23 protein-coding genes are annotated in these 26,466 nt (G+C 68.2%); 9 read left to right on the plus strand and 14 right to left on the minus strand.

Translation table 11 applies throughout. The features are described from left to right. Window positions 1-54: 54 nt before the first annotated feature. From A5789_RS27075 to A5789_RS27110, 8 genes are read right to left on the minus strand one after another with little or no spacing between them, the layout of a single operon-like run. Window positions 55-1,641, minus strand: a complete 1,587-nt coding sequence (locus A5789_RS27075; protein ID WP_064906880.1) for an NAD(P)/FAD-dependent oxidoreductase — start codon at window positions 1,639-1,641, stop codon at window positions 55-57. Further along, complete coding sequence (locus tag A5789_RS27080) at window positions 1,638-2,492, minus strand: alpha/beta fold hydrolase (RefSeq protein ID WP_063017191.1); 855 nt, start codon at window positions 2,490-2,492, stop codon at window positions 1,638-1,640. The genes A5789_RS27075 and A5789_RS27080 overlap by 4 nt, the downstream gene beginning before the upstream one ends. Window positions 2,493-2,538: 46 nt before the next feature. Beyond that, window positions 2,539-3,297: an aspartate/glutamate racemase family protein gene (locus A5789_RS27085; RefSeq protein WP_064906879.1), complete on the minus strand. Its 759-nt coding sequence runs from the start codon at window positions 3,295-3,297 to the stop codon at window positions 2,539-2,541. Then, window positions 3,294-4,652 carry a M20 family metallopeptidase gene (locus A5789_RS27090; protein WP_064906878.1) on the minus strand — a complete coding sequence of 453 codons (1,359 nt, stop codon included), beginning with the start codon at window positions 4,650-4,652 and terminating at the stop codon, window positions 3,294-3,296. The genes A5789_RS27085 and A5789_RS27090 overlap by 4 nt, the downstream gene beginning before the upstream one ends. Continuing rightward, on the minus strand, window positions 4,649-5,941 hold the full coding sequence (locus A5789_RS27095) for an amidase (protein ID WP_064906877.1): 1,293 nt from the start codon (window positions 5,939-5,941) through the stop codon (window positions 4,649-4,651). The genes A5789_RS27090 and A5789_RS27095 overlap by 4 nt, the downstream gene beginning before the upstream one ends. Before the next feature lies 1 nt (window position 5,942). Beyond that, window positions 5,943-6,815 (minus strand): VOC family protein, encoded by an 873-nt coding sequence (locus A5789_RS27100; protein ID WP_063017196.1) that lies wholly within the window; start codon window positions 6,813-6,815, stop codon window positions 5,943-5,945. A 51-nt stretch (window positions 6,816-6,866) separates the two neighbouring features. Then, complete coding sequence (locus tag A5789_RS27105; protein WP_082940994.1) at window positions 6,867-7,919, minus strand: 2Fe-2S iron-sulfur cluster binding domain-containing protein; 1,053 nt, start codon at window positions 7,917-7,919, stop codon at window positions 6,867-6,869. 4 nt (window positions 7,920-7,923) lie between these two features. Then, window positions 7,924-9,117 carry a Rieske 2Fe-2S domain-containing protein gene (locus A5789_RS27110; RefSeq protein ID WP_064906876.1) on the minus strand — a complete coding sequence of 398 codons (1,194 nt, stop codon included), beginning with the start codon at window positions 9,115-9,117 and terminating at the stop codon, window positions 7,924-7,926. A 213-nt stretch (window positions 9,118-9,330) separates the two neighbouring features. On the opposite strand from A5789_RS27110, the gene A5789_RS27115 reads away from it, so the two are divergent. Next, window positions 9,331-9,963, plus strand: a complete 633-nt coding sequence (locus A5789_RS27115) for a winged helix DNA-binding protein (RefSeq protein WP_063017200.1) — start codon at window positions 9,331-9,333, stop codon at window positions 9,961-9,963. An 11-nt stretch (window positions 9,964-9,974) separates the two neighbouring features. Here A5789_RS27115 and A5789_RS27120 read toward each other — a convergent pair whose 3' ends face one another. Next, window positions 9,975-11,387: an acyl-CoA synthetase gene (locus A5789_RS27120; protein WP_082857313.1), complete on the minus strand. Its 1,413-nt coding sequence runs from the start codon at window positions 11,385-11,387 to the stop codon at window positions 9,975-9,977. A 132-nt stretch (window positions 11,388-11,519) separates the two neighbouring features. Between A5789_RS27120 and A5789_RS27125 the strand changes: the two genes are divergently transcribed. Together A5789_RS27125 and A5789_RS27130 are read left to right on the plus strand one after the other, a co-directional pair. Next, window positions 11,520-12,254, plus strand: a complete 735-nt coding sequence (locus A5789_RS27125; RefSeq protein ID WP_063017234.1) for an IclR family transcriptional regulator — start codon at window positions 11,520-11,522, stop codon at window positions 12,252-12,254. A gap of 88 nt (window positions 12,255-12,342) precedes the next feature. Next, window positions 12,343-14,337, plus strand: a complete 1,995-nt coding sequence (locus tag A5789_RS27130; protein ID WP_064906874.1) for an APC family permease — start codon at window positions 12,343-12,345, stop codon at window positions 14,335-14,337. Between the two features lie 19 nt (window positions 14,338-14,356). On the opposite strand, the gene A5789_RS27135 is transcribed toward A5789_RS27130, so the two are convergent. From A5789_RS27135 to A5789_RS27150, 4 genes are all read right to left on the minus strand, one after another. After that, the gene (locus A5789_RS27135; RefSeq protein ID WP_064906873.1) at window positions 14,357-15,625 is read right to left on the minus strand and encodes a cytochrome P450; all 1,269 of its coding nucleotides are present in this window, start codon (window positions 15,623-15,625) and stop codon (window positions 14,357-14,359) included. A gap of 30 nt (window positions 15,626-15,655) precedes the next feature. Continuing rightward, window positions 15,656-17,047 carry an NAD(P)/FAD-dependent oxidoreductase gene (locus tag A5789_RS27140; protein ID WP_064906872.1) on the minus strand — a complete coding sequence of 464 codons (1,392 nt, stop codon included), beginning with the start codon at window positions 17,045-17,047 and terminating at the stop codon, window positions 15,656-15,658. Then, on the minus strand, window positions 17,044-17,262 hold the full coding sequence (locus A5789_RS27145) for a ferredoxin (protein ID WP_063017206.1): 219 nt from the start codon (window positions 17,260-17,262) through the stop codon (window positions 17,044-17,046). The genes A5789_RS27140 and A5789_RS27145 overlap by 4 nt, the downstream gene beginning before the upstream one ends. A gap of 179 nt (window positions 17,263-17,441) precedes the next feature. Then, the gene (locus tag A5789_RS27150; protein WP_063017208.1) at window positions 17,442-17,939 is read right to left on the minus strand and encodes a MarR family winged helix-turn-helix transcriptional regulator; all 498 of its coding nucleotides are present in this window, start codon (window positions 17,937-17,939) and stop codon (window positions 17,442-17,444) included. A 119-nt stretch (window positions 17,940-18,058) separates the two neighbouring features. On the opposite strand from A5789_RS27150, the gene A5789_RS27155 reads away from it, so the two are divergent. The 4 genes from A5789_RS27155 (at window position 18,059) to A5789_RS27170 (ending at window position 23,605) form a co-directional block, all read left to right on the plus strand. Further along, the gene (locus tag A5789_RS27155; protein WP_064906871.1) at window positions 18,059-19,003 is read left to right on the plus strand and encodes an NADP-dependent oxidoreductase; all 945 of its coding nucleotides are present in this window, start codon (window positions 18,059-18,061) and stop codon (window positions 19,001-19,003) included. Between the two features lie 155 nt (window positions 19,004-19,158). Continuing rightward, the gene (locus A5789_RS27160) at window positions 19,159-20,670 is read left to right on the plus strand and encodes an aldehyde dehydrogenase family protein (RefSeq protein ID WP_064906870.1); all 1,512 of its coding nucleotides are present in this window, start codon (window positions 19,159-19,161) and stop codon (window positions 20,668-20,670) included. Between the two features lie 21 nt (window positions 20,671-20,691). Continuing rightward, window positions 20,692-21,807: an NDMA-dependent alcohol dehydrogenase gene (locus tag A5789_RS27165; protein ID WP_064906869.1), complete on the plus strand. Its 1,116-nt coding sequence runs from the start codon at window positions 20,692-20,694 to the stop codon at window positions 21,805-21,807. 109 nt (window positions 21,808-21,916) lie between these two features. After that, on the plus strand, window positions 21,917-23,605 hold the full coding sequence (locus A5789_RS27170) for a sigma-54-dependent Fis family transcriptional regulator (RefSeq protein ID WP_064906868.1): 1,689 nt from the start codon (window positions 21,917-21,919) through the stop codon (window positions 23,603-23,605). 76 nt (window positions 23,606-23,681) lie between these two features. On the opposite strand, the gene A5789_RS27175 is transcribed toward A5789_RS27170, so the two are convergent. Further along, window positions 23,682-24,485 carry an SAM-dependent methyltransferase gene (locus A5789_RS27175; protein ID WP_227463014.1) on the minus strand — a complete coding sequence of 268 codons (804 nt, stop codon included), beginning with the start codon at window positions 24,483-24,485 and terminating at the stop codon, window positions 23,682-23,684. Window positions 24,486-24,834: 349 nt separating this feature from the next. Here A5789_RS27175 and A5789_RS27180 point away from each other — a divergent pair, with 349 nt between their 5' ends. Together A5789_RS27180 and A5789_RS27185 are read left to right on the plus strand one after the other, a co-directional pair. Beyond that, a complete protein-coding gene (locus A5789_RS27180; protein ID WP_063017235.1) occupies window positions 24,835-25,965 on the plus strand; it encodes a 4Fe-4S dicluster domain-containing protein in 1,131 nt (376 codons plus the stop codon). Beyond that, window positions 25,952-26,461, plus strand: coding sequence for a Crp/Fnr family transcriptional regulator (locus A5789_RS27185; protein ID WP_063017223.1), 510 nt, complete (start codon window positions 25,952-25,954; stop codon window positions 26,459-26,461). The genes A5789_RS27180 and A5789_RS27185 overlap by 14 nt, the downstream gene beginning before the upstream one ends. Window positions 26,462-26,466: the final 5 nt, after the last annotated feature.

Below are 26,466 nucleotides of genomic sequence, written 5' to 3' on the forward strand. Positions count from 1 at the left end.
TGGTGGGCCGGGTGATCGTGGCGCCCGAATCACCCGGACCATGCAAGGGCTTGGTCAGCGCGCGGAGGATGCCGGAATCCCCGCACCGGCGGCATCGGCGCCTCCACGGGGGTAGCGCCGATGGAGTGCCGCGGTCGCGGACCGATACGCGGCAGGCTTCACCGGAAGCAGCCACTGCCGCAGCCTGGCCACGGGGCCGATGTTCACCCCGATCTCGTCCAGGATCTCGTCGACGTGGCGAATCGAGAACGGAATGATGTTGGTGCCGCGGGCTTGTTTGCCCTCGGTGCGTTCGATCATCCAGTTCAGGCGGCGCCGGGCGAACTCCCGTCGGTGTTCGGCCGAGGGCAGGCCGGTGCCGCCACCGGCCAGATAGTCGACCACCCACATCGCGGAGGCCTCGGCGGCGATCGGGCTGACCAGCGACGAGCTGTAACCGACGAAGAACAGATTCGGCACATCCAGTGGCAGGATCTGGCGATACAACAGGAAATTGCCGTCGCCGTCGGTGAGCCGATCCTGCACCGAGGGACGCAGGAACGGCACGCGCTGAACGAAACCGGTGGCGCAGACCACGATGTCGGCATCTCGCAGCGTGTCGTCGGACAGTGCGATGGTCGGTTTGCCGTCCTTTTCGTGCAGTCGCGCGATGACCGCGCCGCGGTGCAGGGTGATGACGCCGTCGCGGATCTTCTCGTAGAAGTTCTCGGTGGCCAGGCTCACCGCGTGGCGGACCACGCGCTCGAACGGGCCGTCGGGCACCAGTCCCAGCCGGTCCAGCAGCAACTGCCGGCGCACGATCGAACCCATGCCCCCGAGCAGCGCGTTGCGCAGGAAACGTCCCGGCCCGGTCAGGAATCGAGCGAACCCGCGCTGGTCGATATGGTCGAACAGCGCCTCACTGAAACGGGTGAGCAGGATGTATTTGTAGGTCACCAGCCCGGCAAGCCTGCGCGGCACCTTCCATGTCACCTCCCGGGCCACGACGGTGGTCGAGCGAGCGACGTCGCTGAGCGCTTCCGCGATATCGCAGGCGGATTTGCCGTAACCCACCACGACGACATCCTTGTCGGCCGCGTCGTCGATCCGGGTGAAATCCGATGCAGCGCAAACTCTTCCGCCGGCGCGTTCGAAATCCTCCCGGCCCGGATACTCGGCAACGAACGGATCGCAGAAGATGCCGGTTGCCACGACGAGGTGGTCGAAGACCGCCGGTGCCTCCGTCCCGGAGGTGAGGTCCCGGACGATCAGCGTCCAGGTCCCGGTCCGCTCGTCCTGGGCGGCATCGGTCACCTCGGTCCGGAGGCGGATGAGGCGATGCAGATCGAACCGGGTCGCGTAGTCCTCGAGATAGTTCTGCACCTGGGCGCCGCTGGGAAATTGCGGATAGGCGCGCGGCATCGGGAAGTCGGAGAACGCGTAGGTGCCCTTGTTGTTCTGCGTGGTGACGCCCGGATACCGGCGGGTGCGGCTCCACACCCCACCGACGTCGGGGGTGCGGTCGTAGACCGTGACGTCGAATCCGAATTCGGTCAGCAGTTTCGCCGCACACAGTCCGGAGACCCCGGCTCCGATGACAGCGACCCGCACGGAGGATTCACCTCCCGCGGCCTCGGTTCCGGCATCGCCCGGCGCGCTCACGCGGGCACTCCGGCCGTGCTGCGTGCTTCCTGGAAGAAGGCGGACACCAACTGCTGGAAGCGCTGTGCGTGCTCGATCTGTGTCCAGTGCCCGCAGTGGCCGAACACGTGCAGCTGCGCGTTCGGGATCGTGGCGAACATGTGCTGTGACGCCTCCAGCGGTACCACGCGGTCTTCGCGTCCGTGCAGCAGCAGCACCTCGTGCGGGATGGCCGCGAGTTGTTCGTCGGGCACGATCTGGGCGTCCAGCCAGCGCGCCCGCGGGGGCGGGAAAACCTTCTCGAAGGCTTCCTGCGCGCCGGGCCGGATAGTGGCGCGGTAGCGCAGTTCGGCCAGCTCGTCCGTCACGAGCGACCGGTCGTAGGCCATGATGTCCATGATGTTCTTCATGTTCTGCACCGACGGGGTGTAGCCCCAGAGCTGATCGAGCTCCTCGGTGAAGCGCATCTTGACTCCGCCCGCGCCCATCAGCGCGATCCGGTTCAGGCGCTCCGGATGCCGGGTGGCTAAGTGCAGGGCGAGCCCGCCGCCGAAGGAATTTCCGACCACGTGTGCTTTCTCGATGCCGAGGCCGTCGAGCAGGGCCGATATCTGATCGATCCAGGTGTCGAAGATGTGGAAGTCGGCCGGTTCGGGAAGTCCGGTATAGCCGAAGCCGACCAGATCCGGGGCCACGACGCGAAAATCTCGGGCCAGCACCGGAATCAGGCCGCGCCAGTTCGCCCAGGCGGAGACTCCGGCGCCGGAGCCGTGCAGCAGCAGCACCGGGTCGCCGGTCCCGACGTCGTGGTAGTTGGTGTCGAAGGTGCCGGTGCGCATGCTCCGGCCGATTTCGGGATTCTCGGCGGTCATCGTGTACTTCCTCCGGTTGCCTGAGTGGTTCGGTACGTCGGGTGATTCAGTGGGTCGCGGCCAGTGCCGACAGCAGGTCGTCCTGCACGAGAGCGGGAGACGGGAAGGCGCGTTTGCTGTGGCTCAAGCCGGTCACCACCAGCAGCTCGCAGAGTTTGTAGGCCACCACGCCGGGATTGAGGACCGGCACGTCCAGCACACGTGACAGGTAGGCATGGGACTGATGCATCGTGGTCGAGCCGAGCACGATCACGTCGGCGCCGTCGTCGTCGATCGCGGCGCGTGCCTCCCGTTCGAGAGCCGCGAAGACGAAATCCTCTTTGCCGGCGAGCAATTCGGCCGTATCGGGTGCGACGCCGATATCGCGGACGGAGGCCATGCGGGCACCGAGCCCTTGCTCGCGGGCCGCCTTGTGGTACAGCTCGTGCCACTGCGGCCACATCGTGATCACCGAGAATTTCTTGCCCAGCAACGACGCCAGCAGCATCGAGGCCTGGCTCGGTGCGACCACCGGAATGGTGAGCCGGGAGCGCAGCGCCGCCAGCGCCGAATCGCTCATCGAGTTCACGCACACCGCCGCGTATCCCTGTTCCTCGGCGCGAGATCCGGCCTCGAGGACGAAGGCGTCGGCCAAGGTCGTTTCGTAGGCGCTGTCCAATGTGGTGCCGCCGGCGCGGGCGCTGACGAAGACGTTCTCGAATCCGGGATGCACGATGTCGTCCGGGATCTGGGCGGCGAAGGCGGCCAGCGCCTCCGGCGGCACCGGTACGGGAACGATGTTGAGTACCTTGCGTTCTGGGCTCACAGTCCCACGTCCTCTCGGGTTCGGGTCAGGGTGTCGACGACGGCGTAGGCGACGGCGCGCACCGCGGTCATCACGTCGGAGACCGACGCCACGCCCATGCCGCCCAGGCCTTCGTTCATTTCGGCGGGTGCGGTCGCGGGCGGCCAGGGATAGCCGATGCGCGCGCAGGGCACGCCCATGCGGCGGATGAGGGTTCCGTCGGTCTGGCCGCCGAGTAGTGGTGTGGATTCGTAGGGACGGCCTTCCACCTCTTCCCAGCCGCGCCGGCAGGACTGGATGATCCAGTTGCCGGGATCGGTCATGCCGCCAGGCAGCGACCCGTACATCTCCCAGTCGAGGTCGATATCGGGCTCGGTCGCGCGGATGTGGGAGATCAACCGGGCGAACTGGTTTCGCACCTCGCCCGGAGTGGTTCGGGGGTTGACCCGGACATCGAGGTAGATCTCGGTGGTCGCGGAGGGGAATGCCGGCTTGTCCGGGTTTCCGGAACGCAGGGCCGAGATCCACCCCTCGGGAATGGTGGAGCCGGAGGTGTTGCGCGCGGTGTATTCGGGCAGCCAGGCCTCGATATGTTCGACCACGCGCGCGGCCGGCACGATCGACGAGCGAAACCCCGGTGTGCCCCTGCTGATTCCGGCGTATCCGAAGGTGCCGCGCACCGACACCTTGAACCAGCACATGCCCGGTTCCTCCGGGTAGACGGCCCACCACGGTTTCAGGACGATGGCGTGATCGGGCATCGCGCCGTGGGTGAGCAGGTGGAACACCCCGCTGCTCATGCCCACGTTGTCGCGGTCGCTCATGGTGACCGGCATTCCGCCGCCCGCGAAGCCGATCGCCAGATCACCGATCAGGGGCACACCGGCGTCCGCGACGGCGTGGACGACCTCGGTCAGCCCGGCCACCATGCATTTCGGATTCGAGGCGCCGAGCCCGATCACCAGATCACCGTCCACCCGCGCCTGGGGCACCATATCCGGACGCAATCGCGGCCCGACCCACGGCACATCGGCCTCGGGGTCGATGTGAGTGTCGATCGGCGCGTACAGCAGTAGCCGGCTGCCGCCGCCGCTGCCGCGTATCTCGCCCAGCACATTGCCGGTGTGCTCGCTGACCGGTCGATAGGCGGCGTCGATGCCGACCGCGTGGCGCAGATGGTCGGCCATGAATTCCGAGGCCGCGCGTTCGCGTCCGGTGGGGCTGTGGATGTCGACCAGCGAGACGAGCAGATCGCGGAAGCGGTCGGGGTCGAGTCGATCGCAGACCGCCTCGTACATCGCGCGCCGGTCGTCGTCCAGCGGTAGGTCCTGGATCGATTCCGCCGCGCCCTCCGTGCTGGTGATGGCGTCGTTCATCGCTGTTCCTCCGGTAGCGGGCAGCGGGCGGCCAGCCCGACCCGGTCGGTCAGGCAGGTCGCGATGCGCACGAGCGAATGGTCGGTGCCGGTCGGGCCGATGAGCTGCACGCCGAGCGGCAGTCCGGTGGCGCCGGTGCCGGTCGGCAAGCCGACCGCGGGCAGCCCGGCGACGCTGGCGAGCTTGTTGAACACCGGGTCGCCGGTGCTGTCCAGGCCGTGCGGCGCCTCCCCGGTCGCGGCGAGGGTCAACAGCACGTCGGCGCGGCGGTGCGCACCGTCGACGAAGCGCCGGGCAGCGCGAAGAACGCTGCGCGCGTGCTGAATTCGGCTCGGCTCCGCGGTGCGGCCACGGGTGAGGAATTCGGCCAGCCGGGCGCTGATCCCGTCGGTTCCGTCGCGGCCGACGCGGTCGTGGAGTGCCGCGGCGGCCTCCGCGGCCATGATCAGCGTGTGTGCGTCGTCGAGCTCGGCCAGCTCGGGCGGAACGGCGATCTCGGTGACGGTGGTGCCGTGGGCGCGCAGGCCGGCGGCGAACGATTCCAGGCGCTCCAGCGCGTCGGTCCCGGCGCGGTCGTCCCACGGGGGGCGCAGCACACCGACGGTGAGGTCGCGGGTGGCGGGCAGTACCGCGGTCTGTACTCGGTCCGTGAGGACCTGGTCGACCGCGCCGAGCCACACCGGATGCCGCGCGAACGCGCCGAGGGTGTCGAAGCTCAGCGCCACCGGCAGCACGCCGTCGAACGACCACCGGCCGTAACTGGGTTTGAGCGTGAAGACGCCGCAGTAGGAGCCGGGACGCAGCACCGATCCGGCGGTCTGGGTGCCCAGGGCGATGGGCACCTGGCCGTCGGCGACCGCTGCCGCCGAGCCGCTCGACGATCCGCCCGGTGTGTGCTCGAGATTGTGCGGGTTCCGGGTGCGGGCCGGCTCGTAGGTGGCGAACTCGGTGGTGGCGGTCTTGCCGAAGATCAGCGCGCCTGCCGCGCGCAGCCGGCGTACCGCGTCGGCATCGCGGCCGGGGCGATGTCCCGACCAGAGGGGGCTGCCGTAGGCGGTCGGCTGATCGGCGGTGTCGATGATGTCCTTGATGCCCACCGGAATTCCGTGCAGCGGCGAGCGGGGCGTTTCGGCATCGAGTGCGCGGGCCTGCGCGCGAGCCCGGTCCGGATCGAGAAAGGCCCAGGCACGGACGGATTCGTCGCGTACGGCGACGCGCTCCAGATAGCGTTCCACCGTCGTGATGCTCGAGGTCTCGGTGTGCTCGCCGGTGGTGGCGTCCACGGTCATCTCAGCTCACCTTCTTCCGGACCTCGTGGCCCCAGCGCGCCGGGGCGTCGTAGGTCTGCACGACCCAGTCCTCGTCGACAACGGCTCCGCCCCAGCCGATTTCGATGCCGAAGCCGGACGGCGTGGAGAGGTAGAACGAGGTGACCCCGTCGTTGGTGTGGCGACCGAGCGTCATCTTCAGATCGATGCCCGCGGCGGTGATCCGGTCGTAGGCCCGGCCGACGTCGTCGAGCGTGGCGGTCTCGATCATCAGATGGTTGAGGTCGCCGCCGCGCATCCCGAAGCATTCGTTCATCAACGCCAGGCTGTGGTGGCGTGAATTGCAGTGCAGGAAGGTGGCATCCGCGCCGTCCCAGACGATGTAGTCGGTGAGCCGGAAACCGAGGACGCGGGTGTAGAAGTCCACCGCCGCCGGATAGTCCGAGCACATGTAGACCACATGCCCCAGGCCCAGTTCGCCGGTGACGAAGCCGCTGATCACCCCGCCGGGCCGTACCGGGTGGTGGTCGGTCAGCACGCCGTAGCCGATCTCGGTGGGAAACCCGTCCAGATCGGCGAACCGGATGGCGGCGGCGACATCGAACGTGTCGCCGGCGGCCACCCGCTCGACCTCGATGCCTTCGGCCTCGACCGCCTCGGCCAGCGTCTTCAGCTGCTCGGGAGTGTTCACCTCCCAGCTGACCCGCCGGACGCGGTCCTCGGCACCGGGATACAACGCGATGCGGTGGTGGCGGTCGTCGAGGCGGATCAGCAGCGGATCCGCCGACGAGGTGCGGGGCCGGGCATCGAGTTCGAGAAGGTCGACCAGCAGATGCTGCCAGGCGTCGATATCGGCGACCTCGACGGTCAGAGCCCCGAGTCGGGCGATGCTCATGATGATTCGTTCACAATCTGTGCGCACCGGCGGCCGGGCCGCCGGTGGTGATCAGCTGGGGAGGAATTGCTCGGCGTGGATCCGCTCGGGCGGCAGGCCCAGTTCGCTCAGCCGGACGCGGGCCGCATCGAGCATGGCCGGGGGACCGCACAGGTAGGCGCTGGTGTTCGGGTCGGCGACGTCGGCCGCGGTGAGCACGCTGACCGGATTACCGGTGAGCACGTCGGGATGGTCGAACGGCTCGTCGACCACCACCCGCACCGACAGCCCCGGGGTGAAACTGCACCGTCCCGCGAGCTCGTCGAGGTGGAACAGATCGGGTCCGCGGGTACAGCCGAAAACCAGCTCGATGCGGTCGCGATCGCGTGCGGTCTGCAGCGTGTCGAGCATCGACAACATCGGGGCCAGTCCGGTGCCGCCCGCCACCATCAGAATCGGACCGGGTTCGGGACGCAGTCCGAACGACCCCATCGGGCCCTCCATCTCGAGCTCGTCGCCGACGGCGGCGCGCTCACGCAGATAGTGCGACATCGCCCCGGACGGCAGGACGCGCACGGTGAAGGTGAGCCGGCGCTTCTCCCGTTCCCCGGAAGCCATGGAGTACGAGCGCCATTCGCTGGTGCCGGGCACCCGCAGCCGCACGTACTGTCCCGCCCGGAAGGAGAATTTCGCCGACTTCGGCAACCGGATCTGCAGTTCCACCACGGAATCGGCCAGCCAGGTGAGGCCGGCGACCTTGGTGGCGGTCGTGATGATCGGGTTCTCGTCGAGCAGGGCCGCCGGGTAGTCGAGGTCGATCTCGGCGTCGGAACGGGCACGCGCCTGGCACAGCAGCCGCATGCCCGCCGCCGATTCGTCCGCACGCAACGGGTAGACGCGGCCTTCGGGCATGACCACGTCTCCGGCCGATATCCGGCCGATACAGGTGCCGCAGGTGCCGATCCCGCATTGATGGGCCAGCCGCACGCCGGCGGCGGCGTCCAGCACGGAAATGCCTTCCGGTACGTGGATCTCCTTCACCGTGTCGGTGTAACGCAAACGGACACAATGGGTTCCGGTGTCCGCGCGGTCGGTGGAGCGGATTTCGCTCGGAGACATGGTCATGCGGTCAGTCCTCGTCCCGATACGGCGATTCGAAGTATCCGCGCAGGTGACGGGCGGCCATCTTGCGCCACGCGATGATGGAATAGTCCATGTCGCAGAGCATTTCGTTGTTCCAGCCGTCGAAGCGGGTGTAGTGCTCCTCGGTGGCCTCGCGGGCGAACACGTCGCTGTTGTTGAAGCCTTCGAGCGCGAGCGGCTTGAAGAAATGCTCGAACTTGAAGTCGAATTCGGCCCGTTCCTCGTCGGTGTGGGCGCGGGTCGCCACGACCTCCCAGTACTCGTGGTGGTGGTCGTCGATCGGGACGTAGAACTCGTACTGCACGACGTCTGTGATCGGCCAGTGCTCCACCATCAACACGCCCGGCACCCACAGCGAGGTGCGGAAGTAGTGCTGAACGTTGCCGCGGGCCTTGATGTCGACCTTCGGGTTCTCCAGCACCGGCTGATACAGATCGGGCCGGTCGTAGCGGTTCATCACGCCCTTGGGCCCGTTGGGGATGTCGATCTCCTCGGTCGCGTCGTCGGTGAGGGCATTGACGCCGAGCGGCAGGGCACGGTCCAGGGCCACCAGGATCTGGTTGTCCCAGTGCACCAGCAGATGTCCCGGATCGAGGCCGTTCTCGGCGGCCAGGCGCCAGTTGCCGACCAGCTTGCGGTGGATGCCGCGCACGATGATGTTGTCGTCCATCAGGTGGGCGACGGGAGAGTTGTTGGGGTCGTTGGTGACTCGCATCGGCAGATCGCTCTCGAGCGGCGGCGGGGTGCCGTAGTCCGCGTCGCCGACGAAGACGAAGATCATGCCGTTGACTTCTTCGACCGGATAGGTCCGGATCGCGGCCCGCCCGATCAGCGAATCGTCGGGATTGCCGACGATGGTGGTGAGGCTGCCGTCGTCGACGCTGTAGGTGTAGCCGTGGTACCAGCAGGTCACGGTGCCCTCGGACAGGCACATGGGCTTCGCCGACAGTTTCACGCCGCGGTGGATACACCGATCCGACAGCGCGTAGGCCTTACCCGCCGACCGGCGCAGGGCGATGTCGTGGCCGCCGATGGTGACGCCTTTGACGGTGCCGTCGGCGAGCTCGGTGGAGAACAGTGCGGGATACCAGTGGTTGGCATAGCCCCAGTCGGCCTGGACGTAGGGGGCGTAGTGCCGGGTCACACCGGCCGAGGTGCCGTTGTAGTGGTCAGCGGACATCGAGAAACCTCCATCGAGGTGGGGACCACGCGGTGTGTGCGTGGTTGATCCGTGATGAGTGGCGCGGCGGGGAATGCGGCGCGGAATGTGGGCTGGACACCGTGGTGTCCTGAGCCACATTACAGAATCTTCGTGGACTATCAATAGACTTTCAACGTAAATTTCATGTTCCACGTTGCGGTCGGCCGGGTTACCCGTGTTGGCTGGTGTCCTATGACCGCCACCGAAGCCGCCGGCGCCGACCGGCCCGCGAATCTGGATCCGGAACGTCGCTGGCATCTGGCCGAGAACACCCACGAAGAGGCGATGACCGCCTTCGAATTCGCCCTGTTGCAGGTCGAGGGCGCGTTCGAGCGGTTCGCCGTGCAGGCGTTACGGATCGCCGGGGATGTGGATCTGGCCTTCAACGAAGTCGTGGCGCTGCATGTCGTGCGCATGCAGGAACGCGCCAAAGACACCGCGACCATCGCGCAGCTGACCAATCGCGAGGATCTGCCCAATCTGCAGTACAACCTGCGGAAGCTGGTCAGCCTGGGTCTGCTCGAGCGCACCAAGTCGGGCACCTCGTCGGTGTTCCGGGTGACCGAGGCCGGGCGCGAGATCTCCGATCGCTATGCCGCGTTGCGGCGTGAACTGCTCACGGCCAATCTGGCCGAATTATCCGATGTGACAACGAAAATGCGGCACGCGGTCCGCACGATGCACATTCTGACCGGCCTCTACGCGGCGGCCAGTCGTGACCTGGCCACCATCAATCCGGCGGTCATGTTCCCGGCCGAGGGCGACGAGGCCGAACCCGAACCGGCCGCGAAGCGGCGCCGGCGGCGCGGTGACGGAGCCGGGTGAACGATGTCCGGTCAGTGCGGGGTGTGATCACTGAGGAGCGTCTTCTTCTGGATCTTGCCCATCGCATTGCGTGGCAGCGCCTCGACCATGCGAATCTCACGCGGCCGCTTGTGTACCGCCAGTGATCCGGCGACGAAATCGATGAGGGCGTCGTGGTTTCCGGGCTCGCCGACGACATATGCCACGATGCGCTGGCCGAGATCGGCATCGGGGACACCGACCACAGCGGCCTCGCGCACGCCCGGGTGCGACAGCAGTGCGTGTTCGACCTCGCCCGCGCCGATCCGGTAGCCGCCGGATTTGATCATGTCGACCGATTCACGACCGACGATGCGGTGGAAGCCGTCCGGATCGATCACGGCGATGTCGCCGGTGTCGAACCATCCGTCGAGCGACATGACCTCGTCGGTCTTGGCCTTGTTGTGGAGGTAGCCGTCGAACAGTGTGGGCCCGGCGATTTCGAGGCGGCCGAGAGTTTCGCCGTCGTGGCCGACGGTATCGCCGGAGTCCGAGCGGAGCCGGGTTTTCACTCCGGTCACCGGTAGTCCGACCCAGCCGGGGCGGCGCTCACCGTCGTATCGGGTGCTGAGTGTGATGACGGTTTCGGTCATGCCGTACCGCTCGATCGGCGCGCTGCCCGTAAGCGCCCGCAACCCTTCGAACACCGGAACCGGCAGCGGCGCGCTCCCCGAGACCAGCAGGCGAGCGGAGGCGAGCGCCCGCGCGGAATCCGGATCGGCGCAGACCCGCGACCAGACCGTCGGCACGCCGAAATACAGCGATCCGCCCGCCGCGGCGTATCGGTCGGGGGTCGGGCGAGTGGTGTGGACCAGCGGCGATCCGGTGCGCAGGGCGCCCAGCACGCCGACCACCAGGCCGTGCACGTGGAACAGCGGAAGCCCGTGGACGACAACGTCGTCGGCGCTCCACTGCCACGCGTCGCGCAGTCCGTCCAGGCTGGCGGCGATCGCGGCGCGCGACAGCACCACTCCCTTCGGCGCGCCGGTGGTCCCGGAGGTGTAGACGATCAGCGCCGCCGTGGCCGGATCGGGTTCTGGGCCCGTCCAGGATTCGGAGGCGCGCGGGTCGACCGTGACCGCGGGCAGGGAGATATCGGAATCCGTTGCGCCGAGCCATAATTCGGCGCCCGAGTCGGTGAGGATGTGGCGGCGTTCGACCGCGCCGGAATCCGGGGGAACGGGGACCGCGGGCACACCGGCCAGCAGGCAGCCCACGACGGCGATCACGGTGTCGACGCTGGGGCGGGCGTCGATGGCGACACATCCGGCGCCGGCGAGGCGATGCGCGAGCGCGCCCGCCGCGCCCAACAGCGCATCGGGCCGCAGGGCGATGTCGCCGATCGTGACGGCGGGGCGGGACTCGGCCGTTGCGGTCTGCAACCCGGTGAGAAGAGGAACTGGCATGAGGGCCACTTTCTCGTGTATGGTCCACATCGTGGACCGATGTGCTACATTATGGACCAGTGACGGTATTAGCTCCAGACGACTCCGTCAACAACGGGTGTGCCGCCGCGCGTTCGGCGCAAGGGCGCGGTCGTGAACAGCGTGCTGACCGCCCTGCGGGTATTCGAGGAGGTGGCGCGGCTGCAGCCCGCGGGTCTCAGCGACCTCGCCCGGCGGCTGGAGGTTCCGAAAAGTACGGTGCAGCGCTGTCTGAAAACCCTCGAGGAGGCCGGGTGGGTCCGGTCGTCACCGGAAGGACGGTGGGAGATCACCGGTCTGGCTTTCCGGGTGGGTAGCGCGGTCGCGGGTCGCGACAATCTGCGTGAGGTGGCGCTGCCGGAGCTGTCCGCGCTGCAGATGTCGACCGGTGAGACAGTGCATCTCGCGGTTCCCGACGGCGACGAACTGGTGCTCATCGAACGTCTCGACAGTTCGCACCAGGTGCGCGCGTTCATGGCGCTGGGCACCCGGCTGCCGCTGCACGCCGCCGCGACCGGAAAGGCGTTCCTCGCGACCCTGTCCGACGAACGGATCGCGGCCTACCTGTCCCACGCCCCCGCCAAGACCACCGAACACACCATCACCGACGCGGACGAACTCTGGGAGGAGATCGCTCTCATCCGCCGACGGGGATACGCCACCACGATCGAAGGGCTGCACGACGGAATCTGCGCGGTCGCGGTGGCCCTGCGCGGGCGCTACGGGCCGGCCCGCGCATGCTTCAGCATCTCCGGGCCGTCGTCGCGGCTGACCCCCGCGCTTTTCGAGGATTACGGAGCCCGGGCTCTGGCGACCCGTGCCGCCGTCGAACGGCTGCTCGGCGAGTGAGGTCTGCGGCTGCGGCGCGGGATTTTTACGTTTTCCCTACGCCTCGCGATCACTGGGTTCGGGTTTGCCGGATTTAGGCTGATTAATCGTGGTTTCACCGATCGACGTCGCCAAACGGGTGGTGCTGGGACGACCGTTTCGCAGCGAGCGGCTCGGGGAGACGCTGTTGCCGAAGCGGCTGGCATTGCCGATTTTCGCCAGTGATCCGCTGTCCTCGGTGGCGTATGCGACTCAGGAGATTCTGCTCATCCTGACGCTGGGCGGGCTCAGCTATCTGTATCTGACACCGTGGGTGGCCGGTGGTGTCGTCGTGCTGCTGGCGGTGGTCGCGTTGTCGTATCGCCAGGTCGTGCGCGCCTATCCGTCGGGCGGTGGATCCTATGAGGTCGTCGCCGAGAACCTCGGGGCGATACCGGGTTTGGTCGTCGCGGCGGCGCTGCTGGTCGATTACGTGATGACGGTGGCGGTATCGGTCGCGGCGGGGGTGGACAACGTCATCTCCGCGGCGCCGGCGCTGAACCCGCATCGGGTGCTGATCGATATCGGGTTCATCGTGGCGCTGACCGCGATGAACCTGCGTGGGGTGCGAGAATCCGGCCGGGCGTTCGCCGTGCCGACCTACGCCTTCGTCGCCGGCGTCATGGTGATGATCTCGATCGGTGTGGTCGAGACGCTGATCGGGCACGCACCGGTCGCCGAGAGCGCGCACTACCAGATCAACGCCGCGCACGCCGGCCTCGGCACGGCCGCGGTGGCATTTCTCGCGCTGCGGGCGTTCTCCTCGGGGTGTACGGCGCTGACGGGGGCCGAAGCGATCTCCAACGGCGTCCCCGCGTTCCGAAAACCGAAGTCGCTCAACGCGGCCCGGACCATGACCGCGATGGGTGTGCTGGCGATCGCCATGTTCACCGGTGTCACCGCGCTGGCGATGATCACCCACACGCGCGTCGCCGAGAATACCTGCGACCTGATCGGCTTTCCGGGTGATTGCCGCACCGACGCCCAGAAGACCGTCATCGCGCAGATCGCGGGGGCGGTCTTCGGCGACAGCAGGCTGGGCTTCTACTACCTGATGGTCACCACCGCGTTGATCCTGATCCTCGCCGCGAACACCGCCTACAACGGATTCCCGCTGCTGACCTCGATCCTGGCCCAACATCGTTACCTGCCACGCCAATTGCACACGCGCGGAGACCGGCTCGCCTACTCCAACGGCATCATCCTGCTCGCCGCGGTCGCCGCCGGGTTGATCTACGCCTTCGACGGACAGACCACCAGGTTGATCCAGCTCTACATCGTCGGCGTGTTCACCTCGTTCACGCTGTGCCAAACCGGCATGGTCCGGCATTGGAATCGCGAACTACGCGCGGTGACCGCGCCGGGGCAACGCCGGCGCATCCACCGGGCCCGGGCGATCAACGCGTTCGGTGCCTGCTTCACCGGCGTCGTGCTGGTCGTGGTCATGATCACCAAATTCGGTCACGGCGCCTATCTCGTGGTCATCGCGATGCCACTGCTGGTGCTGATGATGTATTCCATCCACACCCACTACGCGACGGTGCGCGCCGAACTCGACATCGACCCCGACGAGGAGACGACGCTGCCCGGCAGGGTGCATGCGATCGTGCTGGTTTCGGACTGGCACAAGGCAACTCAGCGGGCCGTCCAGTTCGCGCGCGCCACCCGCCCGGACACCCTCACCGCCGTCACGGTCAACGTCGACGACACCGACACCCGGGCGCTGACCCAATCGTGGGAGCGCCACGACGTCAGCATTCCGTTGAAGGTCGTCGAGTCGCCCTACCGCGAAATCACCCGTCCCGTCGTCGAATACATCAAACGGGTCCGCCGATCGCGGCCCCGGGACGTGGTCAGCGTCTACATACCCGAGTACGTCGTCGGACACTGGTGGGAGAACCTGCTGCACAACCAGAGCTCGCTCCGGCTCAAAGCACGCCTGCTGTTCGAACCGGGTGTCATGGTCACCAGCGTTCCCTACCAACTGCGCTCTTCGCGAAATCGCAAGCCGCCCACAGTCACACCGAGCCCCGGTCAGATCCGCCGCGGCATCGTCGCTCCCTGATCGGAGGTTTCCGCCGCGGTCATCGATCGGCTCGGCCGGCGATGTGGTCGACGTCGATGAGCAGATGTCGTGGTCCCCGGAAGATTTGGCTGCGCCGATACGGTGGCGGATCGACGACCAGCCGCGGTGTCACGACGCGGCGTAGGAAGATCTCCAGTGCGAGATTGACTTCCAATCGCGCGAGCGGGCCGCCCGGGCAGGTGTGGATGCCGCTGCCCCAGCCGAAATGCTCGTTGTCGGGCCGTTGGATGTCGAAGCGGTTCGGATCGGTGAACCGGTTCGGGTCGCGGTTGGCGGCGGCGTAGACCAGATGCACCGCGGACCCTTCCGGAATCACGGTGCCGCCGATCTCGATATCGGCGGTGACGCTGCGGCTGGGGAAGAACTGCACCGCGGCCTGCAACCGCTGGACCTCTTCGATCGCGCGCGGCAGAAGATGTGGCCGGTCGCGCACCTGGGCGTAGGAACCGGGGTTGCGCAACAGTGTCAGCACGCAGTTGGCGATGGTGTTGACCGTCGAGTCGTGCCCGGCGATCAGCAGCAGTACCGCATTGGCCAGCACCTGTCCGACCGGCATCGGGCCGTCGGGGCCGTCGTCGTGCAGCAATCGCGACAGCAACCCCGGGCCGGGCGCACGCTGGAGTTGCTCGATCAGGCCGGCCATATATCGGGTGAGTGCGTCACGGCCGGCGTGCGCCCGGCCGGCGCGAACCTTGCCCTCTGCGGTCCGCGCGTCCGGGCCCAGATCGGTGCCGGTGAGCATGTCGTAGATCCAGGCGTGGAACCGGGGCTCGTCCGCGAGCGGGATGCCGAGAATCGTGGAAATCACCGTCACAGGTACGGGGTAGGCGTAGTCGTCGACCACGTCCATTCGGGTCGTGCCGCCGGCCTCGAATTCGTCGAGCAGCCGGTTGCACAACCGGACGATGACGGGTTCCATGCCGGGGATGACATCGGGCGAGTGCGGCGGGCCGAAGTGGCGCATCACCTGGCGGCGTGCCCGATCGTGATCGGGCGGATCGGAGACGATGATGCTCGGCGTCCGAGTCGGCGGCGTGCTCGCGGCGCCGGCGTTCCCTGCCAGGGGGTTGCCCAGCGGGCTGCGGCCGATATCGGAGCTGACCCGCGGGTCGTGCGCCAGCGCCAGCAGTTCCTGATAACCCGTCACCACATACAGGTTGTCGGCCACGCGCGCGACCGGGGTCCGGCGTAGCTGATCGAAGAACGGGTACGGGTCGGCGCGGTGTTCGAATGTCATCGCCTCGGCCCAGGCGGTCGCCGCCGTCATACTGCCTCCTCGCTCGACGGAACTCGGCGCTCAATGGAACTCGGCGCCTCGTGAGGTGGGGTCGTGGCCGGTCAGCACCACGTCGGGGATGCCGGTCGGCACTCGCGGATCGGGAAAGCGGGCCGGCATCGGTGCCGGATCGGGGGCCCGGTCGTAGCCCGGCGGTGGCGGCGGAAACGGCGCCGATCGTTCGATCATCGCCGCGTAGTACGGGAGCCATTTGCCGTGATCGAAGGTCACCGCACCGACGATGCGGCCCCGGCGGCCGTAGACGGCGGCGAACCGAAAGTCCTCGGGCGATCCCTGGGTGAACGCGATCTCGTCGCCGAACGAGCACACGCCCACACCCTTGATGTTCACCCCGAATTGCGCCGACCAGAACGACGGCAGCGGCAAATGCGGTCGCCGTTCGGTCTCCAGGCTGATCATGTTGTTCGCGGCGACCTGCGCACCGGATACCGCGTTGTCCCAGTGCTCCATCGAGATGAACTGATACTCGTAGAGCACATGGGGCTGACGTGCGACATCGCCTGCCACGAAGACGTTGTCGGTCACCACGCCGTTGATGTCGAAGGCACGGCAACCGGCATCGCACCCGACGCCCCAGAAACCGGCGGCAAGTCCGGCGCCGCGCAGCCATTCGACATTGCGGATCGACCCGAGCGACGCGACCACCACATCGACGTCCACTGTGGTTCCGTCCGAAAGGCAGGCCCGGCGCACCTTTCCGTCGGCGTCGCCGTCGAGGGACCGGACGGACACACCGGTGCGCAGGTCGACTCCCGCGCCGCGCTGCATCCGCGCGGCGATATCACCGATCACCCCGCCGAGCGGGCCGATCAGTGGACCGCCGCCGCGTTCGGCGACGGTCACCGGCACGCCGCGCTCGCGGCATACCGAGGCCAGTTCCGAGCCGATGAATCCCGAGCCGACGACCAGGACGCGCTGCGGATTCGCGTTCAGCGCTGCCTGCAGCCCCGCAGCGTCCTCGCGGGTGCGCACGGTGAACACTCCGCGCAGGGCGGCCTCGGCCGGGTTGGGCCACGGCCGGGCCCGCACGCCGGTGGCGATGAGCAGCCGGTCGTAGGGCACCGCATCGCCGGTGGCCAACAGGACCTGCCGGTTCGCTCGGTCCAAGCCGGTCGCGGCCACCCCCAGCCGCCAGTCCGCGTCGACGGCCCGCATCCGCGGAAGTGCTGTGTGATCGGCGCGCACCCATCCCTGCAAAACCTGTTTGGACAACGGCGGACGGTCGTACGGTTCGTGCGGCTCGTCGCCGATGATGGTCAAGCTTCCGTGAAAGCCCCTCTCCCGCAGAGCTTCCGCCGCGCGCAACCCGGCCAGCGAGGCGCCCACGATCACGATGCGGCCTTCGGCCCGGAAGGCGTCGACCAGGTCCGCCATCAGCGAGGCGGTCCTCATGTCGCGGGCTCCGCCTCGTCGGGAGTGTGGGTTTCCACCAGGATGGCCTGAACCGGGCAGGACGCCGCCGCCCGCACGACCCGGCGGCGCTGCCCGTCGTCGGGATTGGGGTCGTAGGCCAGCGCCTCGTCGCCCAGTAGCCGCAGCACCTGCGGTGCCAGCGGAACGCACTGGGCATACCCCTGACACCGATTCAGATCGACCACGATGCGCATGTCCTCAGCTCCTCGTTCGAACCGAGTCTGATTGGGCCGGATTGCCTTGCGACCGCTGCGGACCGATCGGCGCTGATCCCCGCGAGGGTCGACGCGAACTCCCACCGGAGGACACGTCCCGGAATGCCCGGTGCCGTGCGGGCACCTCACCAAGGATTCGTAGCGGCCGGGCCGATGGGTTATCGCCGGCGGCGGGGTGTTGCCGAGCGGGGTGGCGCAGCACGCATGTGGTCGCGCACCGGCGACAGCAGCTCGGCCAGCGCCTTGGTGTCCGCGCGGGACAGCGGTTCGAAGAGTTGCTGGTTGACGACCTCGGTATGACCGGGAAGGACCTCGGCGAGCAGCGCCCGGCCGGCATCGGTGATCGTGACCGTGACGCCGCGCTCGTCGTCCGCGGAGGGCGCGCGCGTGACCAGTCCCGCCTTCTCGAGCAGACCGGCCTGATAGGTCAATCCGCTGCGGCTGTAGACGACGCCGTCGGCCAGATCGGTCATGCGCTCACTGCCGGTGGGGGAGTCGAGACCGAGCCGCGCCAGCAGCTGGAACTGCACGTAGCTCAGATCGCCGGCGTCTCGCAGCTGCTGCTCGACCGCGTGCCGGAGCAGGCCGGCGACCTCCATGAGGGCGAAATACGCGCCCAGTTGGACGGCGTCCAGGGGCCGCGGGGTCTCGGACATGGCACGACTGTACAACTCTTGCTTCGATTTCGAAACTCTTGCTTCGAATTCAAAGCACTGCTACCGTGACGGATGTGCTTCGAACTCGAAGCACATCACATCGAGAGTGAGGCACCACGATGAAGGCGGTTCGATTCCACGAGTACGGCGATCCCGAGGTCCTTCGCTACGAGGACGTCGACCGGCCGGTTCCCGGCCCCGGCCAGGTCCGGGTGCGCGTCGCGGCGACATCGTTCAACGGCGTCGACGGCAATATCCGCGCGGGATTGATGCAGGGCCCGATGCCGCTGGCCCTGCCGCACATCCCCGGCCTGGACGTCGCCGGAACCGTCGACGCGCTCGGCGAGGGCGTCGACGAGCCGAAGGTCGGTGACCGGGTCGTCGGCTTCCTGCCGTTCACCGACGACGGCGCCGCGGCGGAGTACGTGCTCGCCCCCGCGCGGAGTCTGGCGGCGGCGCCGGCGAGCATCCCGCTCGCCGATGCGGCCGCGCTGCCGCTGGTCGGACTCACCGCGTGGCAGGCGCTGTTCGACCACGCCGAACTGAAGCCCGGGCAACGGATCCTGATCAGTGGCGCCGGGGGAGCCGTGGGTGGTTATGCGGTACAGCTGGCCAAGGCGGCCGGCGCCCATGTGATCGCCACCGGCAGTCCGCGCAGCCGCGAGCGCGTCGAGGCGCGGGGCGCCGACGAGGTCGTCGACCACACCACCACCGAGGTGACCGCGGCGGTGACCGAGCCGATCGACGTCCTGCTCAACCTCGCGCCGATCGATCCGGCCGAGTTCGCGGCGCTGGCCGGACTGGTCCGCGACGGCGGCGTCGTGGTCGGCACCACCGTGTGGATGCCCGCCCCGGCCGACGCGGCGCGCGGCGTGCGTGCCGTCGACGTCTACGTCCGCAGCGACGCGCGGCAACTGGCGGAACTCGTTGCGCGCGTGGACCTTCGCGCGTTGATCGTCGATGTCGACGAGCGTGTCCCGCTGGCAGAGCTGGCATCGGTGCACACCCGGGCGGCCGCGGGAACGTTGCGGGGCAAGGTCGTCGTCCTCCCGGCCGCGGACTGACTGCGCCGGACCGGCGGGGAGACGACACCGACGGGTGCCGGCGCGGGACCGCTGCCGGCCGGCTCACGCCGGGTGTTCAGAAACTGGACACTTCCCGATGCTCGATCCATCCCACTATGGCTTGCATCACATCAGGTTGTAGCCAGGAGGTTTCGATGACGGTCGTCTCCGAGTTCCCGGTCCGAGCGGACGTTCGGGCGGTACTCAGCGGTCGAAAGCAGCTGCTGATCGACGGCGAATGGACCGATGCCCAGTCGGGTCGGACATTCGCGACGCACAATCCCGCCGACGGCGGTGTGCTGGCGGAGGTGGCCCACGGCGAGGCGGCCGACGTGGACCGCGCCGTCCGCGCCGCCCGCCGCGCCTTCGACAACGGGCCGTGGCAGTGGATGAAACCCAATGAGCGCGAACGGCTGCTGTGGCGGGTGGGCGATCTTCTCTCCGAACGCGCGGAGCAATTCGGCGAACTCGAGGCGCTGGACAACGGTAAATCCGCGGCGGTCGCCACCGTCGTCGACACCGCGTGGGCGGCCGACGTCTTCCGGTACTACGCGGGCTGGGCGACCAAGATCGTGGGCAGCACGGTCGATGTGTCGATGCCGTTCGCGCCGCCCGGCAGCCGGTTCCACGCGTACACCCTGCGCGAGCCGGTGGGGGTCTGCGGGCTGATCGTGCCGTGGAACTTCCCGCTGTTGATGGCAGCCTGGAAGCTGGCCCCCGCGCTGGCTGCCGGAAATACGGTGGTGCTCAAGCCCGCCGAGCAGACTCCGCTGACCGCGCTGCTGCTGGGAGAGGTGTTCCAGGAGGCCGGATTCCCGCCCGGCGTGGTCAATATCGTGACCGGATTCGGCGATGCCGGCGCCGCCCTGGCCGCGCACGACGGCGTCGACAAGGTCGCCTTCACCGGATCCACGGAGGTCGGCAAGTTGGTCGTCGACGCTGCCAAGGGCAATCTGAAGAAGGTGTCGCTGGAGCTGGGCGGCAAGAGCCCCAACGTCGTGTTCGCCGACGCGGATTTCGAGGCCGCGGTCACCGGCTCGCTCAACGCCTGGCTGTTCAATCACGGCCAGTGCTGTGTCGCGGGGACGCGACTGTATGTGGAGGACAAGATCTTCGGCGATTTCACCGCCGCGGTGGCCGAGGCCGCCTCGCGGGTGAAGATCGGTCCCGGCTTGGACCCGTCCACCGAGCTGGGCCCGCTGGTGTCACAGGAGCAGTTCGACCGCGTCACCGCCTATCTGCAGGCCGGCCTCGCCGACGGGGCGAAGGCGCTCACCGGCGGGGGCCGCCACGGCGACACCGGATACTTCGTGCAACCGACCGTCTTCGTCGACGTGCGGCCCGAATTCAGCATCGTGCGCGAGGAGATCTTCGGCCCGGTCGTGGCGGCGCTTCCGTTCGACGCCGACGAAGGGATCGCGGCCGCCGCGCACCAGGCCAACGATTCGATCTACGGCCTGGCCGCGGGCATCTGGACCCGTGACATCTCCAAGGCCCACCGCGTGGCCCGCGAGCTGAAAGCCGGCTCGGTGTGGATCAACCAGTACAACGGCTTCGACACCGCGATGCCCTTCGGCGGTTACAAGCAGTCCGGCTGGGGCCGTGAACTCGGCCCGGACGGCCTGGACCTGTATTTGCAGACCAAGTCGGTCAACGTCGCCCTCTGATTCCAGCGCAGGAGAACTTTCGTGAAGACAACAGCAGCAGTACTCGTCGAGCCCGGCAAACCGTTCGAACTGATGGAACTCGACCTGGACGGGCCCGGCCCCGGCGAGGTCCTGATCCGCTACACCGCAGCCGGACTGTGTCATTCCGACCTGCATCTCACCGACGGCGATCTGCCGCCGCGCTATCCGATCGTCGGCGGGCACGAGGGCTCGGGAATCATCGAGGAGGTCGGTCCCGGCGTCACCAAGGTCGCTCCCGGCGACCACGTGGTGTGCAGTTTCATTCCCAACTGCGGCACCTGCCGGTACTGTTCGACCGGCCGGCAGAACCTGTGCGATATGGGTGCGACCATCCTGGACGGCTGCATGCCCGACGGGACGTTCCGATTCCATTCCGGCGGAATGGATTTCGGTGCGATGTGCATGCTGGGCACCTTCTCCGAGCGGGCGACGATCTCGCAGCATTCGGTAGTGAAGGTCGACGACTGGCTGCCCCTCGAGACCGCGGTCGTCGTGGGTTGCGGGGTGCCGACGGGGTGGGGCAGCGCGGTCTACTCGGGCAATGTGCGCGCCGGTGACATCACCGTCGTCTACGGCATCGGCGGGCTGGGCATCAATTCGGTGCAGGGCGCCGTCCATGCCGGGGCCAAGTACGTCGTGGTGGTCGACCCGGTCGGCTTCAAACGCGAGACGGCGCTGAAAATGGGTGCCACCCATGCCTTTTCGACGTCCGAGGAGGCGGCCGAGAAGGTCGCCGAACTGTCCTGGGGGCAGGGCGCCGACCAGGCGATCATCACCGTCGGCACGGTGACCGAGGAGGTCGTGTCGGCCGCCTTCGCCGTCATCGGCAAGGGTGGGACGGTCGTCGTCACGGGCCTGGCCGATCCGGCCAAGCTCACCGTTCACGTCTCCGGCGCCGAGCTGACCCTGAACGAGAAGACCATCAAGGGCACGCTGTTCGGATCCGCCAACCCGCAGTACGACATCGTGCGGCTGCTGCGTCTCTACGACAGCGGCCAGTTGAAGCTGGACGAGCTGATCACCACGCGATATTCGCTCGAAGACATCAATCAGGGCTATCAAGACCTGCGCGACGGCAAGAATATCCGTGGTGTGGTGATCCACGCCGGATCGTAGGTCCGCCCCGCGGCCGCCGCCACGGTGGCGGCCGCGGTCCCCGCCCGGGACCGTGGCAGGCGAACCGCGGCCGACGTGGGTATGCCCGGCAGACAGGAGGTAGTACCGGATGTCGACATCGCAGTGCGGCGAGGCGACGGCGTCGGCGCCGCGCCGGGAGATCGAGTTGTCGTGGCGGCGCTCGAAGCTGTCCGGCGTACCACCCGAATTCGACGGATTCCCCGATCTGCCCACGGTGGAGGTCGATCCGCGCAGCCGGCTGCTCGAGGCCGCGCGGCCGGTTCTCGATCAGATGGCGGTCGCCCTCGCCGACACCGCCTACAGCCTGCTGCTCGCGGATCGCGAGTGCCGGCTGGTCTACCGGTGGTTCGGCGATCCGCGCTTCGAGCAGGCGCTGGACACACTGGGCATCCGGAGCGGAACCAGCCTCGCCGAGGACACCTTCGGCACCAATGCGCTGGGTACCGCGCTCGAAACCCGCCGCGGCATCGCCGTCAACGGCTCCGAGCACTACATCGAGCGCTTCAAGGGATTCACCTGCTACGGTCACCCGATCCTGCATCCGGTCACCCGCCGCCTGGTCGGCGCCTTGGACATCACCAGCACCAACACCCACGCCGATCCGCTGCTCGGCCCGTTTCTGCAGCGGGCGGCACAGGATATCGAACAACGGCTGCTGGATCAGGCCAAGGCGTCCGAACGTGCGCTGCTGGCCGCGTTCCAGACCGTTTCCCGGCAGCGGCGCGCCATCGCCGCGGTCGGTGACGACATCGTGCTGACCAACAAGAGCGCGGTGGATCTGCTCGGCCGGTCCGACTACGCGCTGTTGCGCCTGCTGGCGGAGCGGACCGCCGCACATCCGCGCGTCACCGAGGTTCGGCTCGCGTCCGGTGCGGCGGTGCGCATTCATCTGTCCCAGGCGCCCGGCGCCGGCACCGGCATGCTGTTCCACTTCGAACCGCTCGAAGAGGCGGCGACCGTGACCAGGGTGCCGGCGGGCACCACCGGGCACCGGGCGCTGGAAGGGGCGACGACGGGACCGGTTCTGATCGTCGGCGAACGAGGCTCCGGCCGCAGCAGCGAGGCTCGGCGGCTGGCGCGCGGCGCAGACGTGGAATTCCATCAATGCGCGGACGTCGCGGCGGACGGCGCCCAGCACTGGATCGACAGGCTGCGGGAGAACTTGTCCGGCCCCGGTGGCGCCGTCTGCGTCGACGGGGTCGATGCCCTGCCGGAGCCGGTGGTCGACCAACTGATCGATGCGATCGACGCCGCGCGCGGGCGCAGAGTGTTGCTCACCTCGCTGCCGCTGCGCACTACCCACGGCGCGCATGCCGCGCTGGCGGCCAGGTGTGTGCAGCGGGTGGACGTGGCGCCGCTGCACGAACGCGTCGCCGAACTGCCCGCGATCACGAAAACCCTGCTGCACGAGCTCGATCCGTCCGCCGATGTGCGGTTGCTGCCGAGCGTGATCGAATTGCTCGCCACCCACCCGTGGCCCGGCAACCTGCACGAACTCAAGGCCGTCCTGGCGCATGTGCTGCGGCATCGCCATCGCGGGGACGTGACGGTAGCCGACCTGCCGGACCGTTACCGCGTGTCCTCGCGGGCCCGCCGCCTTTCCGGTCGCGAGCGCGCCGAGCGCGATGCCATCGTCGAGGCGCTACGCCGCAATCAGGGCAACAAGCTCAAGACGGCCCACGAACTCGGCATCAGCCGCACCACGCTGTACGCCCGGCTCAAGGCGCTGCGCATCACCGACGGCCGATCGTCGCTCGGCCGTCCCGCGTGCCGATAGCGCGGGACGGCGTTCGGGAGCAGCTGCCGCCGAAACGGTTGCGGCACAGCCTGTTCCGGGCGATGCGGGGACCGGGCTACTTGCGTGCGACGGCCGCGTAGGCGGACACCTGCACGTCCATCTTCTTCGCGGGTGCGACACCGTCGGGGCGCCAGCGGTGCGGCACCTCGACACCCGGTTCGATCAGCTCCATGCCGTCGAAGAAGCGCGCGAACTCGTCGCGGCTGCGGACCTGGCACGGCAGACCGCTGCGGCGGTAGATCTCGACCACCGTCGCTATCGCCGTCGGATCGAAGTCCGGGGTGACATGCGTCATCACCAGGTACGAGCCGGGCACGAACCGCTTCATCAGCGTCTCGATGATCCCGTAGGCGCCGTGCTCGTCGGGCACGAAATGCATCAGCGCGTTGAGGCTGACCGCGACCGGCTGGGTCAGGTCCAGCGTCTCGTGCAATCCCGGGGCGTCGAGAATCGCTTCGGGGGTGGTGACGTCGGCGGAGATGTAGTTGGTGCGTCCCTCCGGGGAGCTGATCATCAACGCCCGGGCGTGGACGAGCACGATCGGATCGTTGTCGACGTAGACGACCCGCGAGTCGGGGGCGACCTGCTGGGCCACCTGATGCAGATTCGGCTCGGTGGGGATACCCGTTCCGATATCGAGGAATTGACGAATCCCCGCGTTCGCCAGGAACCGTGTCACACGGTGGATGAACGCCCGGTTCTGCTGCGCGGCCACCCGCACTCCGGGCCAGGTCGCCACGACCTTCTCGGCCGCTTCCGCATCCGCGCTGTAGTGGTCCTGGCCGCCGAGGTAGTAGTCGTACATGCGGGCAGTGTGGGGCTGGTTCTGTCGCAGGTCGACAGGGGAGCCGGATTCCACGTCGCAATCCTTTCCGAGACGAAGCGGCAACGGCGATATGCGGAGTGCCGTGTCGAACGTGTTGCGGGCAACGGGAATCGGCGACCGAGGCCGATTCCCGCACGCGGCGAAAGTCTACCCGGCACCCTCGGCGCGAATCCGGTTCTCGGCGATCTCGTGGCCCGGCCGGTCGACGATCCGGCGCCGTGGACCACCGAGGACAACGGCGCCGGTTGCCGTGGATGGATCCGATTCGGGCCTTCCGGCCCCCCGGCCGGGACCTTCGGCGCTCCCGGTCGGGCACCCCCGCGACGAGGCTGGAATGCGAACCGGCGACGAATACCGACTCTGCGGCGAACAGAGGCTCCACATGACCATCGGCGACAACGTGACGATCGACCGGGCGGGCCTGGATCGGCTCGTCACCGTCCTCGTCGAGCACGGATACCGGGTCATCGGCCCGCAGGTCCGCGATGGGGCGATAGTCCTCGACGAGCTCGATTCGGGCGCCCGGCTGCCCGGGGGCTGGGGTGTGCACACCGAGCCGGGGCGATATCGGCTGTTCCGGCGCGACGACGAAGCCGTCTTCTCGCATTCGGCCGGCCCGGGATCGTGGAAACAATTCCTCCAGCCGCCTCATCGCCGGATAGCCCGGTTCGACGCGGATCTGAATTCCGAACCGGTGCAGGATATTCCGACGCCGACCGCATTTCTCGGAGTGCGCGGCTGCGATATGGCCGCGATCGGCGTGCTCGGGCAGGTGCTCGGCGGCGGCGCCCATCCCGACTCGGCGTTCGCGGCGCGGCGCCGGGAGCTGTTCATCATCGGCGTGAACTGCACCGAGCCGGGCGGCGTGTGCTTCTGCGCATCGATGCACACCGGTCCGGACGTGTCCTCCGGCTACGACCTCGCCCTCACCGAACGCATCGACGACACCGGGCACCGGTTCCTCGTCGACGTGGGTACCGAGGCGGGTGCGCGCATCGCCGCCGAACTGGTCGGCGAACCGAGTTCGGAGGCGGAGATATCGGCGGCGCGAGCCGAGGTCGCGGCGGCGGCGGACCGGATGGGACGCAGCATGCCGGATGTCGATGTCCGCGACGTGCTTCGCCGCTCCCGCGAATCGCCTCACTGGCAGGACGTCGCGAGCCGCTGCCTCACCTGCGCCAACTGCACCATGGTGTGTCCCACCTGTTTCTGCACCACCACCGAGGACGTCACCGATCTCACCGGCACACATGCCGAGCGCTGGGAGCGGTGGGCCTCGTGCTTCGAACTCGACTTCTCCCATCTGCACGGCGGCAGTGTGCGGCAGTCGGGAGAGAGCCGGTACCGGCAGTGGCTGACCCACAAATTGAGTACCTGGTACGACCAATTCGGCAGTTCCGGTTGCGTGGGGTGCGGACGCTGCATCGCGTGGTGCCCCGCGGGTATCGACCTGACCGTCGAGGTCGCCCGCCTGGCCGAAACGGCCGAAGGAGGCGAGGATGACCACCGCTGAGGAACTGTCCGCCTTCGCGCCGCTCGCCACGCTGGACCGCGGCAAACTCGGCACGCTCGCGCAAGCCGGGCGAAACGTCCGCTATCCCGCCGGGCAGCGGCTGATCACGGAGGGCCGCCGAGCCGACCGATGCTGGCTCCTCCGATCGGGATGTGTAGCCGTGGACGCGACGCTTCCCGGCCGCGAGCCCTTCGTGGTGCAGACCCTCGGACCCGGTGATCTGCTCGGATGGTCATGGCTCGTGCCCCCCTACCGCTGGCATTTCGGCGCCGTCACCACCGAGCCCGTGCAGGCGATCGAATTCGATGCGGCCCGCCTGGCCGACATCGCCGATGCCGACCCGAAATTCGGCTACACGCTCACCTTGCTGCTCTTCGAGGCGCTGGTGGAGCGGCTGCAGGCCACCCGGGCGAGGTTGCTGAACCTCTACCGCAATCCGGGCGAGGCGGCCACGACCGCCCCGCTGCGCCGGGGGGAGAGCGGAGGTGGGCGGTGAGCAGC

It is taken from the genome of Nocardia sp. 852002-51101_SCH5132738, from assembly GCF_001665695.1.
Lineage (GTDB): Bacteria > Actinomycetota > Actinomycetes > Mycobacteriales > Mycobacteriaceae > Nocardia > Nocardia nova.

Coding starts and splice junctions, on each gene's coding strand:
- A5789_RS27140 (WP_064906872.1), bottom strand. CDS start 17,047: ATGAGGACCGCCTCGCTGATGGCGGACCTGGTCGACGCCTTCCGGGCC.
- A5789_RS27090 (WP_064906878.1), bottom strand. CDS start 4,652: ATGAACGACGCCATCACCAGCACGGAGGGCGCGGCGGAATCGATCCAG.
- A5789_RS27135 (WP_064906873.1), bottom strand. CDS start 15,625: ATGACGGCGGCGACCGCCTGGGCCGAGGCGATGACATTCGAACACCGC.
- A5789_RS27100 (WP_063017196.1), bottom strand. CDS start 6,815: ATGAGCATCGCCCGACTCGGGGCTCTGACCGTCGAGGTCGCCGATATC.
- A5789_RS27080 (WP_063017191.1), bottom strand. CDS start 2,492: ATGACCGCCGAGAATCCCGAAATCGGCCGGAGCATGCGCACCGGCACC.
- A5789_RS27160 (WP_064906870.1), top strand. CDS start 19,159: ATGACGGTCGTCTCCGAGTTCCCGGTCCGAGCGGACGTTCGGGCGGTA.
- A5789_RS27115 (WP_063017200.1), top strand. CDS start 9,331: ATGACCGCCACCGAAGCCGCCGGCGCCGACCGGCCCGCGAATCTGGAT.
- A5789_RS27095 (WP_064906877.1), bottom strand. CDS start 5,941: ATGACCGTGGACGCCACCACCGGCGAGCACACCGAGACCTCGAGCATC.
- A5789_RS27110 (WP_064906876.1), bottom strand. CDS start 9,117: ATGTCCGCTGACCACTACAACGGCACCTCGGCCGGTGTGACCCGGCAC.
- A5789_RS27105 (WP_082940994.1), bottom strand. CDS start 7,919: ATGACCATGTCTCCGAGCGAAATCCGCTCCACCGACCGCGCGGACACC.
- A5789_RS27155 (WP_064906871.1), top strand. CDS start 18,059: ATGAAGGCGGTTCGATTCCACGAGTACGGCGATCCCGAGGTCCTTCGC.
- A5789_RS27170 (WP_064906868.1), top strand. CDS start 21,917: ATGTCGACATCGCAGTGCGGCGAGGCGACGGCGTCGGCGCCGCGCCGG.
- A5789_RS27145 (WP_063017206.1), bottom strand. CDS start 17,262: ATGCGCATCGTGGTCGATCTGAATCGGTGTCAGGGGTATGCCCAGTGC.
- A5789_RS27150 (WP_063017208.1), bottom strand. CDS start 17,939: ATGTCCGAGACCCCGCGGCCCCTGGACGCCGTCCAACTGGGCGCGTAT.
- A5789_RS27185 (WP_063017223.1), top strand. CDS start 25,952: ATGACCACCGCTGAGGAACTGTCCGCCTTCGCGCCGCTCGCCACGCTG.
- A5789_RS27180 (WP_063017235.1), top strand. CDS start 24,835: ATGACCATCGGCGACAACGTGACGATCGACCGGGCGGGCCTGGATCGG.
- A5789_RS27120 (WP_082857313.1), bottom strand. CDS start 11,387: ATGCCAGTTCCTCTTCTCACCGGGTTGCAGACCGCAACGGCCGAGTCC.